14 protein-coding genes are annotated in these 16,301 nt (G+C 46.2%); 10 read left to right on the forward strand and 4 right to left on the reverse strand.

Features of this window, described 5'->3' with window-relative positions; translation table 11 throughout:
• Positions 1–47: 47 nt before the first annotated feature.
• The 4 genes from NC99_RS18550 to NC99_RS18565 form a co-directional block, all read right to left on the reverse strand.
• The gene (locus NC99_RS18550) at positions 48–1,358 is read right to left on the reverse strand and encodes a serine hydrolase domain-containing protein (RefSeq protein WP_053187391.1); all 1,311 of its coding nucleotides are present in this window, start codon (positions 1,356–1,358) and stop codon (positions 48–50) included.
• Positions 1,359–1,480: 122 nt separating this feature from the next.
• The gene (locus NC99_RS18555) at positions 1,481–3,271 is read right to left on the reverse strand and encodes an NADH-dependent [FeFe] hydrogenase, group A6 (protein ID WP_053187393.1); all 1,791 of its coding nucleotides are present in this window, start codon (positions 3,269–3,271) and stop codon (positions 1,481–1,483) included.
• 19 nt (positions 3,272–3,290) lie between these two features.
• Complete coding sequence (locus NC99_RS18560) at positions 3,291–4,478, reverse strand: NADH-ubiquinone oxidoreductase-F iron-sulfur binding region domain-containing protein (RefSeq protein ID WP_053187396.1); 1,188 nt, start codon at positions 4,476–4,478, stop codon at positions 3,291–3,293.
• A gap of 5 nt (positions 4,479–4,483) precedes the next feature.
• Positions 4,484–4,948: an NADH-quinone oxidoreductase subunit NuoE family protein gene (locus NC99_RS18565; protein ID WP_053187399.1), complete on the reverse strand. Its 465-nt coding sequence runs from the start codon at positions 4,946–4,948 to the stop codon at positions 4,484–4,486.
• Between the two features lie 355 nt (positions 4,949–5,303).
• On the opposite strand from NC99_RS18565, the gene NC99_RS18570 reads away from it, so the two are divergent.
• The 10 genes from NC99_RS18570 to NC99_RS18615 all read left to right on the forward strand — a co-directional run.
• Entirely contained in the window at positions 5,304–5,768 is a 465-nt protein-coding gene (locus NC99_RS18570) for a CYTH domain-containing protein (protein ID WP_053187403.1), read from the forward strand.
• 85 nt (positions 5,769–5,853) lie between these two features.
• Positions 5,854–7,830, forward strand: coding sequence for a DUF3078 domain-containing protein (locus NC99_RS18575; RefSeq protein ID WP_053187406.1), 1,977 nt, complete (start codon positions 5,854–5,856; stop codon positions 7,828–7,830).
• A 74-nt stretch (positions 7,831–7,904) separates the two neighbouring features.
• Positions 7,905–8,285 (forward strand): SRPBCC domain-containing protein, encoded by a 381-nt coding sequence (locus NC99_RS18580; RefSeq protein ID WP_053187409.1) that lies wholly within the window; start codon positions 7,905–7,907, stop codon positions 8,283–8,285.
• Between the two features lie 388 nt (positions 8,286–8,673).
• The gene (locus tag NC99_RS18585; protein WP_157625071.1) at positions 8,674–11,073 is read left to right on the forward strand and encodes a heavy metal translocating P-type ATPase; all 2,400 of its coding nucleotides are present in this window, start codon (positions 8,674–8,676) and stop codon (positions 11,071–11,073) included.
• Between the two features lie 149 nt (positions 11,074–11,222).
• Positions 11,223–11,432: a cbb3-type cytochrome oxidase assembly protein CcoS gene (gene ccoS, locus NC99_RS18590; protein WP_053187411.1), complete on the forward strand. Its 210-nt coding sequence runs from the start codon at positions 11,223–11,225 to the stop codon at positions 11,430–11,432.
• Positions 11,433–11,436: 4 nt separating this feature from the next.
• Positions 11,437–13,587, forward strand: coding sequence for a cytochrome-c oxidase, cbb3-type subunit I (ccoN, locus tag NC99_RS18595; RefSeq protein ID WP_053187413.1), 2,151 nt, complete (start codon positions 11,437–11,439; stop codon positions 13,585–13,587).
• A 3-nt stretch (positions 13,588–13,590) separates the two neighbouring features.
• The gene (locus NC99_RS18600) at positions 13,591–13,770 is read left to right on the forward strand and encodes a hypothetical protein (protein ID WP_053187416.1); all 180 of its coding nucleotides are present in this window, start codon (positions 13,591–13,593) and stop codon (positions 13,768–13,770) included.
• 17 nt (positions 13,771–13,787) lie between these two features.
• Entirely contained in the window at positions 13,788–14,423 is a 636-nt protein-coding gene (locus tag NC99_RS18605; RefSeq protein WP_053187419.1) for a cbb3-type cytochrome c oxidase N-terminal domain-containing protein, read from the forward strand.
• A 25-nt stretch (positions 14,424–14,448) separates the two neighbouring features.
• Positions 14,449–15,858, forward strand: coding sequence for a cytochrome c oxidase accessory protein CcoG (ccoG, locus tag NC99_RS18610; protein ID WP_053187422.1), 1,410 nt, complete (start codon positions 14,449–14,451; stop codon positions 15,856–15,858).
• An 89-nt stretch (positions 15,859–15,947) separates the two neighbouring features.
• The coding region (locus NC99_RS18615; RefSeq protein WP_053187424.1) for a FixH family protein at positions 15,948–16,301 on the forward strand (354 nt) is incomplete at its 3' end.

Raw genomic sequence — 16,301 nt, forward strand, 5'->3', positions numbered from 1 at the left:
CATATAGAAAATCGAATGAAGGAGGAAATTTTGTGAAAATTTTAGGGTTAATCTTCGATAGCACCATAAATAATGGCTGTTAAACGATCGTAAAACTCACCATGTTTGAAGGGGTTGATTTGGGTCATTCCAACGAAAATTAATTCTTCTTTGGGATCAATGAAAAATTTGGTGCTAAAGTAACCTCCCCATTCGTAGGTTCCCGGAGATTTTGAATTCAGCCCATTGGCTTCTTCGGTGATTAAGCCAAAACCGAGGCAGAACGTGCTTCCCGGAATCTGGCTGATTCCAGCTCCTTGTTTGTTCAAAGCCACCAACTGGTCGGCAGTCATCAGCTCGATGGTTTTTCTTCCCAAAATACGATGTCCGTTGTATTCGCCATCATTGACCAGCGCCTGGATGAATCGGGCATAATCCATCGCCGTTGAGGATAACCCGCCGCCACCGGCATAGTGGCCGCGATCCTTTCGCTTCGGATAATCAATCAAATTCACGAGATCATCATCCTGCTTCATGATTGTTCCATTGTCTGTTTGGGCATACACGGGGACCAGCCTGTTGTGTTTTTCTTCAGGAAGATAAAAATGAGTATCGACCATGCCCAGCGGATCAAACAGGTGTTGCTGGAAATAATCGCGTAACGACATGCCAGACACCACTTCAATGACACGGCCTAAAACATCCATGTTCAGTCCGTAGTTGTAGCGTTCGCCCGGATGGAAAGCCAAAGGAACACTGGCCAGCGTGTCGATGAACTGCTCGGTTGTCCACGAACCATGCGAAAGGCCCACGCCAAGCAAACCTAACTTCTGGTAAATGGCTCTAATATTACCCTTCTCAAAATCGCCATATACCAGACCGGAAGTGTGGGTGAGCAAATGGCGAATGGTGATCGGCCTTTTGGGGGCTATGGCGGTAAAGCTGGAGTCAGCCGGGTTAAACTGATCCAAAACGCCTGTCGATTTGAATGCCGGAATATAGCGATGAAGTGGTTCATCCAGCCCCAGTTTTCCTTGTTCGTAAAGTTGCATGATGCCGACACTCGTCACAGCTTTGGTCATCGAGGCAATTCGAAAAATATCATCTTTTTGATATTCCTCCCAGAAATTTAATGAACGGTAACCAAAGCTTTTATAGTAAGCTATTTTCCCGTGCCGGGCAACTAAAAAAACACCTCCGGGTAGCCAGCGATTGTCCATATATTGATGAATCAAGCTATCGGCCAGGGCGAGGCCTTCGTCGGAAAAGCCAGCTTCAACGGGTGGAACCTCTTGTAATGAAAGGCTTTGTTCTTTTGGGGTGGACGTACAGCCAACAAAAAACAGAATGCCAAAAATATATATCAATTGCTTGTGCATAAACTCAATCTTTATGAATTTTTTTGATAGGACAATTTACACAATTTTGATAACCGGCAAGAAAATTTGTCAAATAAAAAGCCACTTCGTTATTTTTTGAAGTAGCTTTTGTGAGGATCGACTTAGAGGCGATCTCGCCCAATGTACTTGGTATGCAGTAAGTGATGTGATTTCAGGCCCAGCGGTTCTCCCAGAAAATCCTGGTAGATTTTTAGTATTTCCGGATTTTCGTGCGATTTGCGAAGTGGCATGCCGGCATCTTCAGCATAAATGGCTTCCATGCGTTTTTCTCGAATTTCGGGACTTGTAGGAATCGGTTGGCCTCCGCCACCCAAACAGCCGCCCGGGCAAGCCATCACCTCGATGAAGTGGTACTGGCTGGTGCCGCTTTTTACCTCATCCATCACTTTTTGGGCGTTCACCAAGCCATGGGCAACCGCGCATTTGAGTTCCACGCCATCTAAGAAATCCCATTGGGTCAGTGGGTTTTCAATTTTGATGGTTGCCTGCCGCACACCTTCCATGCCACGAACCGGCGTGATGTTCAGGTTTTCAAAAGGAACTTCGCGACCCGTAACCAGTTCGTATGCTGTTCGCAGGGCTGCTTCCATAACACCGCCGGTAGCACCAAAAATGACCCCTGCTCCGGTTGACTCGCCCATTAGCCGGTCGAATTTTTCATCCGGAAGTTTTTTAAAGTCGATTCCTGCCTGTTTAATCATGATGGCCAATTCGCGGGTCGTGAGTACGTAATCCACATCGCGGTAGCCGCTGTCGTGCATTTCAGGACGATTGGCCTCAAACTTTTTGGCCGTGCACGGCATAATGGAAACCGAGACGATGTTTTCCGGATCAATTTTCCGTGCTTTGGCATAGTAGGTTTTTACCAGCGCTCCAAACATTTGCTGGGGTGATTTACAAGTGGACAGGTGCTCCAGGAATTCTGGATACATGTGCTCGATGTATTTGATCCAGCCTGGTGAGCAGGAAGTTGCCATGGGTAGTTTTACGCTGTTATCTTTCTCTTTCAGAGCTTTCTTTAGCCGGTTCAGCAATTCTGTCCCTTCTTCGATGATGGTGAGATCGGCTGTAAAGTCGGTATCCAAAACAGCGTTAAACCCAAGCCGTTTGAGGGCTGAAACCATTTTTCCAGTTACCCTGGATCCTACTTCCATTCCCATTTCTTCACCCAGCCCAACACGCACAGCCGGAGCAGTTTGAACGACTACATGTTTGTCCGGATCCGAGATGGCATCCCACACCTCTTCGATGTAGTTGCGCTCAACTAAGGCTCCTGTGGGGCAGTGGTTTACACATTGTCCGCAGTTGGTGCAAACTACATCATTCATTGCTTTTTCAAAGAACGAGGCAATTTTCATTTCATCTCCCTTGTAGGCCACGGTCAGGGCATTTACGCCCTGCAGTTCGGCGCAGGTTCGAACACAGCGCTGGCAGCGGATACACTTGCTGTCATCTTTGATAATAGAAGGCGAAAACTGATCGATGGTGTAGTTTTTCATGGGTGCCAGCCGTAGGAAATCCTGGGTCATAATTTTATATTCCGAGGCCAATTCCTGCAACTCGCAGTTTCCGTTTTTATAGCATTTGGTGCAGTCGGCATTGTGTTCCGACAGCAGCAGCTCGATGATGTGCTTGCGGGAGTTCCGCACTTTCAGGCTGTTGGTTTGAATTTCCATTTCCTCTTCGCAAGGTGTGGCGCAAGCTGCTGCCAGCCGTTTTTGGCCCGATACTTCAACTACGCAGACCCGGCAGTTTCCAGCGATGCATAAATCTTTGTGAAAACACAAGGTTGGAATGATCATCCCGGCTTGATTGGCAGCGTCGAGGATGGTTTTCCCTTTTTCCACTTCAAGTGCTATTCCGTTTATGGTAACATGTATTGTGTTGCTCATTGTGCTTTTTCTTAATGGGTTAGTAGATCATTTCTTCTCTGAAATTTTCGACAATGGAACTAAAGGAATTGGCCACCGACTGGCCCAGGCCACATTTAGCCGTGAGCTGCATGGTTTCTGTCAGTTTAAGGAGCTTGTCGAGGTACTGCGCCGGCTTGTCGCCCCGTTTCACCGCTTTAATGCCGAAGTGTAGCTGTTGGCAGCCTACCCGGCAAGGTGTGCATTGTCCGCAACTTTCTTCGCGAAAAAATTCAAGGTAGTTATCCAGTACATTGTACATGGACCGGGAGCTGTTGAAAAGCATCATGGAACCACCAGTCGGGAGCGAGATGCCGGTGAGTTTGCCACGGTAGCCAATGGTTGTTTTTTCGAATCGTTTGCGGGGAACCAGGAAACCCGAGGCACCGCCAACCTGTACCGCTTTGGTATCGCCATCGCCAAACTCATTGACAAAATCCTGCAAACTCATGCCCAGTTCGAGCTCGTAAATGCCCGGTTTCGGCGTGTCGCCCGAAACGGAAAAGAGTTTGGAGCCCCGCGAATATTGCACGCCGAGGTCGTAAAATTTTTTGGCGCCGTATTTAAAAATGGTGAAGGTGTGCGCCAGTGTTTCAACGTTGTTAACCACGGTGGCTTTTCCCATATAGCCATTGGAACTGGGGTAGGGCGGCTTGTTGCGAGGTTCGCCGCGTTTGCCTTCCATCGATTCGAAGAGAGCGGTTTCCTCGCCACAAATATAGGCGCCGCTTCCCAGAAAAATTTTTATGGAGAAGTCGTGCCCAATTTGTTTGCAATAATATTCAAATTCCTGAATGACTTTGTTGAGCTCGGGTACCAGGAATTTGTATTCGCCCCGAAGGTAAATGTAACCTTGGTTGGAGCCAATCACATAGCCGCAAACCGCCATGGCCATCAGTACTTTATACGGTACTTTTGTCAAAATTTCACGATCCTTGAAGGTTCCGGGCTCACCTTCATCGGCGTTGCAAATCACAAACTTGGTGTCCGATGGATCTTCCGCAGTCAGCTTCCATTTCAAGCCGGTCGGGAAACCGGCTCCGCCACGACCTTTTAACTCCGAACTCATGAGTTCATTAATCAATTCCCGGGTGGGGCGTTTAAGCATTTTATCCAGAATTCGTTCCCAGTCGTTTTCATTCTTGAAAATAAAATCTGCGCGTTTTAATTGGTAGGAATGTGCAACCATAGCCCTTATTTTTTAAGGTATTCAGTCAAAATTTCACGCACCGACTCGGGAGTCAGGTCAGTATAAACTTCATCGTTGATGAGCATGGCCGGCGCTTTGTGGCACCACCCGAGGCAGTTTGTTTGCAGCAAGGAAAATTTGCCGTCGGAGGTGGTTTCTCCCAGCCCAATCTTCAACATATCTTCGATGGCAAAAAGAATTTGATTCTTTCCTTTCATGGCGCAGGTAATGGTTTTGCACACCCGAATGAGGTAGGTCCCCATTTTTTTATGTTCCAGGAATGAATAGAATGTGGCTGTTCCGTAAACATCGGCTGCACTCAGGTTTAGCTCGCGAGCAATTTCGATCATGGACAACTCTGATAAATACTTTTCTTGCTCAACAACACCCTGCAGAATGGGCAACAGATTTGCCCGGCTTCGGCCGTGTTCATCAGCCAGATTTTTAATGAGGTCCTGTACTGGATTCATATGCGTTGGAATTAGTTGATTAGTAAAGTGACTCAAAAGGTAATAAGTTGTTAATAGGCGCCTGACTGGAGGCCGGATCCGCTCATGAACCGATTTTCCTGTTTTTCGTTGGAAGATCATTTGTTCAATTTCCTATAAAATTAAGGAAGCAAGATGAGATAATCAGAAGACTTTTATCAGAAAGATGGATTTATTAGGTGTTTTCCAACATAATTTGACTATTGCAGATTAGACTGATTCTAAATAACAAACTGGATTATTTGCTTAGGTGAAAGAGAAATGAATTGAAAATCTTTTCCAGTTCGTGTCGTCTAATGTCGTTTGGTCTTCTAATTTTGTCAGAAATTGAAAAGCAATGGCAATTGAAATTGAGCGAAAATTTTTGGTCGACGAGGACCTACTTCCCACCGCTGATGCGAAGATAGCGATGGTTCAGGCTTATTTGCAGGCCGATCCGGAGCGAACGGTGCGTGTGCGGCTGACCGATGATTCAGCCTTTTTGACGATTAAAGGCAAACTGGTTGGTTTTTCACGAAAAGAGTTTGAATATCCGATTCCTGTGGAAGATGCCCGGGAGCTACTCGAACTGGCAATCTATCCGCCGGTTGAAAAAGTGCGTCACCTGATTTGGGTGGACGGCAGAAAATGGGAAGTGGATGTTTTTTCCGGAGCCAATTTGGGTCTGGTGCTTGCCGAGTTGGAGTTGCCCAATGAAAATGAGCAAGTTGATTGGCCATCGTGGATCAAATCAGAAGTTACCGGGCAGGTGAAGTACCATAATTCCTACTTGTCGCAGCACCCTTATCGGGATTGGAAATAGTATTATGGCTTAGTTTTTGCTTGCTGTGCACAAGATTTTAATTGAAGTATCGTTTGAAAGTTAAGCCAAATAAACCGTTGGATTCATGAAAAACAGATTGACACGAACTGTTATTTTAATCATAACATTTTGCTACTTTAATTCGCAGGCTAACGAATTGCCGAAAAGAAAGAATGACTCAACAGTCGATTCGGTTGAGATCAGTGTTGAATATCTGAAGTATTTTCTGGAACGACAAAACGACTGGAAGCCACGGAATAGTGAGCTTTTGAAAAGCCTGAGGGGCTTGGTTCATTTTGTTGAAGATGAGAAGATCGACACCATTTTGTATAAGCTTAAAACTTACCGCGAAAGTCACGACGGCGATTTTTTTTACCGATTGCCCACACGCGTGGCCGATAGCCTGGATGTAGAAGGCTACGTTCCTTACGCCGACGTTCGCGAGCAGCTCAACCAGCTGGAACGTTCCATTCAATCGACCATTGTGAAAGAGCAGATCGCTGTGCCGGAGGAATTGTTTGTGGACATGGACAAAAAAGTCAAACTCATTGCGGCCGGAGAGAAGGAAGTTCTGCTGATCGATTCGTTGGTTACCTTACCCGACAGCTTGAAAGGTTTTGATGCATTGCCTGATTCCGTGGTTCGCACTCCCGACGATTTCCGACGCCTGCAACGGCTCGACAGCGCCAAGAATGCTTTTCTGGAAACTGCGCGTTTGCAGTACAACAGTAACCTCTTGCAGGCTTATGTTGATTCGGTGTCGGAGGCCTATCAGAATCAATATGTTCAGGATTATATACGGCGGGCAAAATTCAATTTCCAGGATTCAATTAAAACCCAAAACTACCGGGTTTTGGAAAGGTATAACAACAGGGTGATGGAATCGGTGAATGACTCCATTGCGCACATGATTGACGTTTTGACCAACTATGCGGAGAAAGATTCTGTTGAAGTGTGGGTGAAAAACAGCGAGGGCGATTCAACCCGGGTTTGGCTGCGAAATGATGCCTCGCGATACAGTCGCATGTTTTTAAAGAACGAGCAGAAGGATTCGCTTGGAATCCGAATTCAGAATACGGCGAAAAACAGCATGCAAATTTTTATTGATGATGCGGTGACTTTAAAACGATTTACCTCACAGCGGACGAAGGATTATGATTTTGACCAGTTTGAGCCGGAAAATAATCTGAGGCAGATTGATAAACGATATCAAATTACCACCCCTTGGATTTTGGGAGGTGACGGAACGGTTGGCTTTACGCAAACTGCGGTCAATAAATATTGGAAGAAAGGGGTAGGTTCGCTGTCAACTTTAATGATTCTGAAAGGATATGCCAATTATTCGTATCGGAAAGTGAAGTGGGAAAACTCGGTGGAGTTTCGAAATGGCTGGATGAAGCCTTCGGAAGACAAAATTCAGAAAAACGATGATAAGTTTGAATTTATTTCACGATTTGGCTTGAGTGCTTTCAAAAAATGGTATTACAGTGCGGAATACGATTTTCAAACCCAAATCTTTAACGGCTACAAATATCCGGATCGCGACAACAAAGTTTCGGCATTTATGTCGCCGTCAAAGACGCTGATCAAGCTTGGTTTGGATTATAAGCCCAACAATAATTTTTCGTTGTTTCTGTCGCCTTTTACCTCAAAAACCGTTTCGGTGCGCGACACGGCCGAGGTGAATCCAACAGCATATGGGATTGAACAAGGTAAAAAGCGCTATTGGGAGCCGGGTTTAAACGCCGATATCTTCTTCAAGAAGGATCTCACGCCCGATATTTCCTATCAAATGAAATACAAAATGTTCATCAACTACAAGGCGCCATTTTCGAATTTCGATGTGGACTGGGAAAACAACGTGGTGATGCGGCTGAATGATTTTATGAACATGCGCATGCAGTTGCATTTTATATTCGATGACAATGTGCTGTTCAATGTGGGAGAAGACAGCGCGGGAAATGCGATTATGGAACCCCGCTGGCAAGTGAAGGAATTTATCACCATCGGGTTTGCCTATAAGCTAAATAAGCGTATTTTGCGTCGCGAAAAGGTGAATTAGACGATTGGACGTGAGCAGGGGATGCAGATCCGAAAAATCAACTGTTGCTAAAAGCGAGACAAAAATATTCCAGGATGAAAAACTACAAGAAATATTTCCGGCTGGCCGCTGACCCGGCTGATGTGTACAATGCGCTAACCAACCAGGTGATGATTGAAATTTGGACCGGCGAAGATGTGGTGATGGAAGAAAAACCCGACACGGAATTCTCGCTTTGGGATGGCAGTATTTGCGGAAAGAACCTGGAGTTTGTGAAAAACCATAAAATTGTTCAGGAATGGTATTTTGGCGAGCAGGATGAACCTTCCATTGTGACCATTAAGTTGCACAAAGATGGCGCGGGAACAAGCATGGAAGTGGTGCACACCAACATTCCCGACGAGGCTTATGACAACATTGCTGAGGGTTGGAAAGAAGATTACTTTGATGCCCTGAACCAGTTGTTTGAAGAGTAAGCGGGGAAGAAAATACAAAATTTCAAGTTCCAAATTTCAAGTTCCAAATTCCGAGTTTCTAGTTGTTGATGCCGCAAGCTGCAAAAAGCTGCGGGTTGGAAACCTCGGCACCCGACAGTAAGCAATAAGTCAACGTTTGACGAGAAACCGTCAGCGTGTTGAGCATTGTGTTTCAACTGCTCCGCCAACCATACTGACCGCCCGGAATTGTATACCAACTGCTCCGCCGACCATACTGACTGCGCAGCGGAGTATGCGGAAAAAAAGGGTTCGCGGTTTGCCGTCATTTTTCAAACAACAAAACCAACAGCTTAGAATTTTTTGCAACCTTTAAATCCGAAAAGTGTTCTATTTGCAAAAATCAAATCAACAACTAAAAGCTCAGCTCTTGAAGAACGATCATCAAACATGCATTCACTGCGGAGACGACTGCGGGCCGGCACCAATTATCTGGAATAACAAACCATTTTGCTGTCAGGGCTGCCAAACGGTTTACCAGTTGCTGAACGAAAACCAGATGGATCAATATTACAGCATCCAAGCGGCTCCCGGCATCAAACTGAACACCGACCAAATTCCTTCAGACGACAAGTTTGCCTACCTCGATTTGGAAGAGATTAGAAATGGGCTGCTCGACTTTTCCGATGGCGGCGTATCGAAAGTGCGCTTTTTCATTCCAACAATCCATTGCGCTTCCTGCATCTGGCTTTTGGAGAATTTGCACACGCTTCATCGTGGCGTGATCCAGTCGTCGGTCAATTTTCCAAAAAAAGAAGTGAGCATCACTTTTCGCGACGACGAAATTACTTTACGCCAACTGGTTGAGTTGCTGGCCTCCATCCATTATCTGCCGGAAATCAGCCAGCAGTCGATGGAAAAGCCTGAAAAGGGAAAAACCAACAAAACCCTGCTGGCTAAGATTGGAATTGCCGGCTTTGGTTTTCTAAACACCATGCTCTATCATTTTCCACAGTACATGCCAGGCAGCGAACACCTCGAAACAGACTTCCGCCTTACGTTTGGCTGGCTGAGCTTCTTGCTGAGCATTCCGGTCCTGATTTATTGCGCCAGCGACTATTTTCTGACCGCCTGGAAAAGCTTGCGAAAGAAAATGATCAGCATCGATCTGCCCATCGCCATCGGACTGGTAACCTTATTTCTACAAAGCACTTACGAAGTTGCGTCCGACCAGGGAATTGGCTATTTCGATTCGATGACGGGCCTTGTTTTTTTCATGCTCATCGGAAAATGGTATCAAAGTATTACCTACGAAGCCCTGACTTTTGAAAGAGACTACAAATCGTATTTTCCGGTGGCGGTGACCAAAGTAACGCCGGAAGGCAACACAACCATCGCCTTGAATGAGTTGAAAGCCGGCGACCGGATTTTGGTGCGTAACCAGGAGTTGATTCCAACCGATGCGACCATTGAAAAAGGCCATGCCAGTATTGATTACAGCTTTGTTACCGGCGAATCGATTCCGGTGGCCAAAAACACGGGCGACTTCGTTTTTGCGGGCGGCCGGCAAATGGGCAGCGCCATTGAGCTTTTGGTTCAAAAAGAAGTGGAGCAAAGCTACCTGACCCAACTGTGGAATCAAGACAAAAAAAAGGCGGACGACAAAAGTGCCATGTCGGGCATTATGGACAAAGTGAGCCAATATTTCACCCTGGTGATCATCAGCATCGCGCTATCGGCGGGCATTTACTGGAACTTTGCCGACTCAAGCAAAGCGCTGTTTGCCTTTACTTCGGTGCTGATTATTGCTTGCCCCTGTGCGCTGGCACTCACCATTCCGTTTACCTTCGGCACCACCATGCGGCAGTTTGGAAGAAAAGGATTCTACCTAAAAAATACGGCAGTAATTGAAAAGCTGTATCGCATTAAAACGGTTGTTTTCGACAAAACCGGAACCATCACCCACGCGCAATCTTCGAAAATTGAATTTCGTGGAGAGAAGCTGTCCGATGAACAAACCCGGCTGATTAAGTCGCTCGTCTTTCACTCCACCCATCCGCTGAGCAAAGCCATTTACGAATCAATCCCCGAGCCGGTATCCTACGAAGTGTCCAATTTCAAGGAAATTCCTTCACTCGGCATTACCGGGCTCGTGAACGGAAAGAAAATCAACATTGGATCGCAGTACTTTGTTACGGGCGACCAATCGTCAGCTAAAGAACTAAAAACGCAAGTGTGGGTTTTCATTGAAAACAAAACCCTGGGCTATTTTCAGTTTGAAAACAACTACCGCGAAGGTCTTGCTAAAACCATTGCCAACCTGCAAACAAGCTACGAATTGCATCTGATTAGCGGCGACAATGAATCGGAGCGACTCAACCTACTGCCGCTGTTTCAGGATCATGCCCGGCTCAACTTCAACCAGTCGCCAACCGATAAGTTGAACTACATTAAAAACTTGCAACAAAATGGCGAGGACGCCCTGATGATTGGCGACGGCCTGAATGATGCCGGAGCGCTGAACGAAAGCAAAGTGGGCCTGGTCGTGGCCGACAATATCTACAACTTTACACCAGCTTGCGACGCGATTTTGCAAGCCGAAAAGTTTGCCTCGCTGCATCGCTTCATTCAGTTTACCAAAACCAGCATGCGCATTGTTTGGCTGTCGTTCCTGATCTCCTTTTTGTACAATATTGTGGGGATTTCATTTGCCGTCCAGGGCAACCTGTCGCCCATCATTGCGGCCATCCTGATGCCGCTCAGTTCGGTGACCGTCGTCGCATTTGCCACGTTCTCAGTGAATTTCATGGTCAAGAGAAAACAGCTTTGAAAATTGGTTTAAAACTCTGCGAAAAATTTGCTTATTTTAGGAAACAAAGTTTCACCGTGCTTGTTGTTTGATTCTGATTTGTGGATAGGTGTTGTGACCCGCAGCAGAAACGCAAACGTAAAAACTAAAAATGAACTAAAACCAAAGACATGTCGGTTGTATTTGTATTGATTATTATTGGGATATTAGTGGCATCCGTTTTTCTCTTTGCGTTTATCTGGGCCGTTCGAAACGGTCAGTTTGATGATTCTTACACCCCATCCGTCCGCATTTTATTTGATGATCCGGTTTCTTCGAAAGAAAACCAAAGTGACCTGACAGAAGACAAGTCGCAGAAAAAGCAATCTATTAAATCGTAGCTATATGGAATTACAGAAGTTCACCTATGACAACCGGATTACACGGAATTTTGCTGTGGCAACCATTGTATGGGGTGTTGTTGGGATGTTGGTCGGCTTATTGGTCGCCTTGCAGATTTTTATTCCTGAAATGAATTTCAGTCTGGAGTACACCACCTTCGGAAGAACCAGGCCCGTACATACCAACGCGGTGATTTTTGCCTTCGTTGGAAATGCCATTTTTACGGCCGTTTATTACTCAATGCCACGTTTGCTGAAAACCAGCATGTACAGCAGGCTGTTGGGCAAAATTCATTTTTGGGGCTGGCAGTTAATCATTGTTGCCGGGGCCATTACCCTGCTCATGGGTTACACCTCGGGCAAGGAATATGCCGAGCTGGAATGGCCAATTGACATTGCCATTACGCTGGTTTGGGTGATTTTCGGAATCAACATGTTTGGCACCATTTTGCAACGCCGCGTGAGCCACATCTATGTGGCCATTTGGTTTTACATTGCCACCTGGGTAACCGTTGCCGTCCTTCACGTTGTCAATTCCATTGAAATTCCATACAGCCTGATGAAAAGTTACCCGGTATATGCCGGTATTCAGGACGCACTGGTGCAATGGTGGTACGGCCACAATGCCGTCGCCTTTTTCCTGACCACACCTTTCCTCGGACTGATGTATTATTTTGTTCCGAAGGCCGCCAACCGGCCCATCTACTCCTATAAATTATCAATCGTCCACTTTTGGTCGCTGATTTTTATTTACATCTGGGCCGGACCTCACCACTTATTATACAGCTCACTGCCCGATTGGCTGCAGGCCTTGGGAACGACTTTCTCCATCATGCTGATTGCCCCAAGCTGGGGAGGTATGATTAACGGCTTGCTGACCTTGCGCGGTGCCTGGGACAAAGTACGGAGAGACCCGGTTTTGAAGATGTTTGTGGTTGGAATAACGGCCTATGGTATGGCCACTTTTGAAGGCCCCATGATGTCGCTGAAAACCGTCAACGCCATCAGCCACTTCACCGACTGGACCGTTGGACACGTACACATTGGCGCGTTGGGCTGGAATGGCATGCTCACCTTTGGAATGCTCTACTGGCTGGTTCCCCGCTTGTACAACACCAAGCTTTACTCGGTCAAGCTGGCCAACGCACATTTCTGGATTTCCACACTGGCCATTATTTTCTACGCAGTTCCCCTTTACATTGGGGGAATTACACAGGCGCTAATGTGGAAAGAATTTACCCCGGAAGGTTATTTGGCTTATCCCAACTTCCTGGAAACAGTGACCCAGCTCATTCCCATGTACGCCACCCGCGCCTTTGGAGGTTTTCTGTATGTGGTTGGGATGCTCATGCTGGTGTTCAACGTAATAAAAACAGCTAAACAAGGCAGCCTTGTCAAAGTGGAAGAAGCGGAGGCGCCTGCATTACACCCGCAACCAGCCATGAAAACACCGTCAGAAAGCTGGCACGGATTTTTGGAGCGTAAACCCATTCGCTTCCTGATTTTTGCAACCATCGCCATCCTTATTGGCGGTGTATTTGAAATCATTCCAACCTACTTGATCAATTCAAACGTACCAATCATTTCGAGCGTACAACCTTATACGCCACTCGAACTGCAGGGGCGTGATATTTATGTTCGTGAAGGATGTTACAATTGTCACTCGCAAATGATCCGGCCTTTCCGGTCAGAAACGGAGCGCTATGGCGAGTATTCCAAAGCGGGCGAATTCATATACGATCATCCGTTCCAGTTTGGCTCCAAACGGACAGGCCCTGACTTGGCGCGCGAGGGTGTAAAAACCGGGCCACTATACAAACCCAACGCCTGGCACTACAATCACTTTATGGATCCGCAAAAGATGAACGAAGGATCGATCATGCCCAAGTATCCTTGGCTGGCGGAGAAAGACATCGATCTGAAGTCGACCGCGCCAAAAATCAGGGCGATGAAAAGATTAGGCGTTCCCTACCCCGACAACTATGAGCACAAAGCCAACGATGACCTGCTGGAGCAAGCCGAAGGAATTGCACAAAACCTGCGCGAAGCCGGAATTGAAACCGAAAGCACCAAGGAAATCATTGCGCTGATCGCCTACATGCAACGCCTGGGGACGGATATTATGAAACCACAAGTTGAAGAAGAGGAGGAATAAGCTATGATGAAAGAACACTTACAAAGCATCATCGGTGTAGAATTGTATGCCATTATTGGCTTTTTGATTTTTTTTATATTCTTCATCATGGTCACCGTGCACACCATCCGAATGGATAAGAGCCGGGTCAGACGATTGAGTGAAATTCCGCTGGAAGATGAATTTAGAACGAACCAGGAGTAGCCTAAAATAGAAATCCTATGAGCACAACAGAAGATAAACACCACACAAAGCAGCAATCTCAACCCGAAATAGACGAGGTGACCAATGACCAGATACTCGAAGGACATGAATTTGACGGAATCCGTGAGTTGGACAACCAACTTCCACCCTGGCTGAAGTACCTGTTTTATGCCAGTATTGTTTTTGCAGCTTCCTACCTCACGCTGGTTTTTGTTTTTGAAGACGACCGGGTGATTCAGGCCAAGGAATATCAAAAAGAAATGGCCGCTTATATTGAGGAAGAAGAAGCTGTAGACGAAGAAGAACAAGCGGCTCCGGTTGTACGAACCCAGGAAGAAATTATGGCCAGCGGCGAAGCCACTTTCTCAAAAATCTGCTCGGTTTGTCATGGTAAATTCGGCGAAGGCTTGGTTGGCCCCAACTTTACCGATGAATACTGGATTCACGGCGGATCGCGCGAGGACATGCACAACGTGATTGTGACCGGCGTGATTGAAAAAGGGATGATTTCCTACAAAAACCTACTCTCTGAAAGACAAATTCAGGATGTAATCACCTACATCAAAAGTTTGCAAGGCAGCAATCCGCCAAACCAAAAAGCTCCCGAAGGTGAAAAATACGATCCGGAGGCTGAACAAGGAACGCCAAGTTAACCGACTTTCTAAAAGAAAGAAAAAAATGAACTCAGCAGCAAACAAAACCGCCAATCAACAAGATAGCTTTCGCGATCACATGGCCACAGTTGATAACGAAGGAAAACGCGTTTGGCTTTTCCCAAAGATGCCCAAAGGCAAGTTATACAACTATCGGCGAGTTGTTGCCTACTCGTTGCTGCTGTTTTTCTATTTGGCTCCGCACCTCAAAATGGGAGGCGAACCGCTTCTTTTTCTGAATTTTGTTGGACGTAAGTTCGTGTTCTTTGGAAATACCTTATATCCGCAAGATTTCCATTTATTGATTTTTCCGTTGATTGCGCTCCTGGTTTTCATCATCTTGTTCACTGTTGTTTACGGACGTATTTTTTGCGGATGGACCTGTCCGCAAACGGTGTTCATGGAATTTTTGTATCGGCCAATTGAATACCTGATTGATGGCGACCGCCGGAAGCAACAAGTACTGGCACAACAAGAAATGGACTTGGAAAAGTTTCTGAAACGGACCGTAAAACATGCCCTTTTTCTGGCCATTTCGTTTTGGACCATTCTGACGTTTTGGTCTTATTTAATTGGCTTTCCCGAAGTACAGGTTTATCTGGCCAACTGGCCCACCGCCAATTTTTCCGCCCTACTCGTCGTGCTTGCCTTTACCGGCATGCACTATTTTGTGTTTGGATGGTTTCGTGAGCAAGTGTGTACGCTGGTTTGCCCCTACGGAAGACTGCAAGGCGTGATGCTTGACAACGACTCAATTGTGGTGGCCTACGACTATGTGCGTGGCGAACCACGCGGAAGAGGCCGAAATGAAGAAAAAGGCGATTGTATTGATTGTAAGCGCTGTGTTGATGTTTGCCCTACCGGAATTGACATCCGTAACGGCACACAAATGGAGTGCATTAACTGCACGGCTTGTATTGATGCCTGCAACTCGGTGATGTACACGGTAAACAAGCCCAAAGGCCTGATCCGGTATGCTTCTGAAAACTCCATTCTGAAAGGAAAAAAACAACTGTTAAATGCGCGGGCAATTGCTTACTCGGTCGTTTTGATCTTGCTGGTGGGTATCGCCAGCTATTCGTTCATCAACCGTGGCGATATTGAAACCACCCTTATTCGCGCACAGGGAAGCATGTTTCAGGAATACGGTGTCGATGCTTATAGTAACCTGTATAATCTGCAAATGGTGAACAAAACCAACGAACCGGTAGCGGCAGAGCTAAGGCTATTGGAGCCCGACGGACAAATCATGATGATGGGTGATGAACTCCGTCTTGAAGCCGGAGAAATTGCCAAACGCAATTTGCTCATCATTCTGAAAAAAGATCAACTAACAAATTCCAATACGCATTTACGTATTGGGGTTTATGAAAACGGCGAATTGGTAGAAGAAATCGGGACAAGCTTTGTTGGGCCAAATTCGCTGGATTACTAGTTAACGGCGACCTGCACTTTTTAATGATTGTGATTTCCACAACGAGTTGATACCTTACGAATCGTTCTAAAACACTAAAAATATCAGCAATGAAACTTAAAATAAATTGGGGAACAGGCATTGTCATTGCACTTTTAATTATGATGTCGGCCATGCTTTACCTGGTGTCCATCGCCGTCAGGCAAGACTTTGATCTGGTTGAGAAAGATTACTATCAGAAATCGGTCAATTACCAAAACCAGATTGACAAGATTAACAACGTGAGCAAACTGGCAGCACCGGTTAAACTGAGCCAAACAGACCAAGCCATTCAGCTTGATTTTCCCCAACTCTTTCAAAATGAACAACTATCAGGAACCATTCATATTTACAGCCCAGTCAGTGAGAAGAACGACCTGACCCTGCCGATCCGGCTGGATGCCGGCCTGAGCCAATCAATTTCG

This window comes from Sunxiuqinia dokdonensis, assembly GCF_001270965.1.
GTDB classification, from domain to species: domain Bacteria; phylum Bacteroidota; class Bacteroidia; order Bacteroidales; family Prolixibacteraceae; genus Sunxiuqinia; species Sunxiuqinia dokdonensis.

What these genes read in the sequence shown, in the direction of transcription:
- NC99_RS18550 (WP_053187391.1), bottom strand. Translation starts at nt 1,358, where the DNA reads ATGCACAAGCAATTGATATATATTTTTGGCATTCTGTTTTTTGTTGGC.
- NC99_RS18555 (WP_053187393.1), bottom strand. Translation starts at nt 3,271, where the DNA reads ATGAGCAACACAATACATGTTACCATAAACGGAATAGCACTTGAAGTG.
- NC99_RS18560 (WP_053187396.1), bottom strand. Translation starts at nt 4,478, where the DNA reads ATGGTTGCACATTCCTACCAATTAAAACGCGCAGATTTTATTTTCAAG.
- NC99_RS18565 (WP_053187399.1), bottom strand. Translation starts at nt 4,948, where the DNA reads ATGAATCCAGTACAGGACCTCATTAAAAATCTGGCTGATGAACACGGC.
- NC99_RS18570 (WP_053187403.1), top strand. Translation starts at nt 5,304, where the DNA reads ATGGCAATTGAAATTGAGCGAAAATTTTTGGTCGACGAGGACCTACTT.
- NC99_RS18575 (WP_053187406.1), top strand. Translation starts at nt 5,854, where the DNA reads ATGAAAAACAGATTGACACGAACTGTTATTTTAATCATAACATTTTGC.
- NC99_RS18580 (WP_053187409.1), top strand. Translation starts at nt 7,905, where the DNA reads ATGAAAAACTACAAGAAATATTTCCGGCTGGCCGCTGACCCGGCTGAT.
- ccoS (WP_053187411.1), top strand. Translation starts at nt 11,223, where the DNA reads ATGTCGGTTGTATTTGTATTGATTATTATTGGGATATTAGTGGCATCC.
- ccoN (WP_053187413.1), top strand. Translation starts at nt 11,437, where the DNA reads ATGGAATTACAGAAGTTCACCTATGACAACCGGATTACACGGAATTTT.
- NC99_RS18600 (WP_053187416.1), top strand. Translation starts at nt 13,591, where the DNA reads ATGATGAAAGAACACTTACAAAGCATCATCGGTGTAGAATTGTATGCC.
- NC99_RS18605 (WP_053187419.1), top strand. Translation starts at nt 13,788, where the DNA reads ATGAGCACAACAGAAGATAAACACCACACAAAGCAGCAATCTCAACCC.
- ccoG (WP_053187422.1), top strand. Translation starts at nt 14,449, where the DNA reads ATGAACTCAGCAGCAAACAAAACCGCCAATCAACAAGATAGCTTTCGC.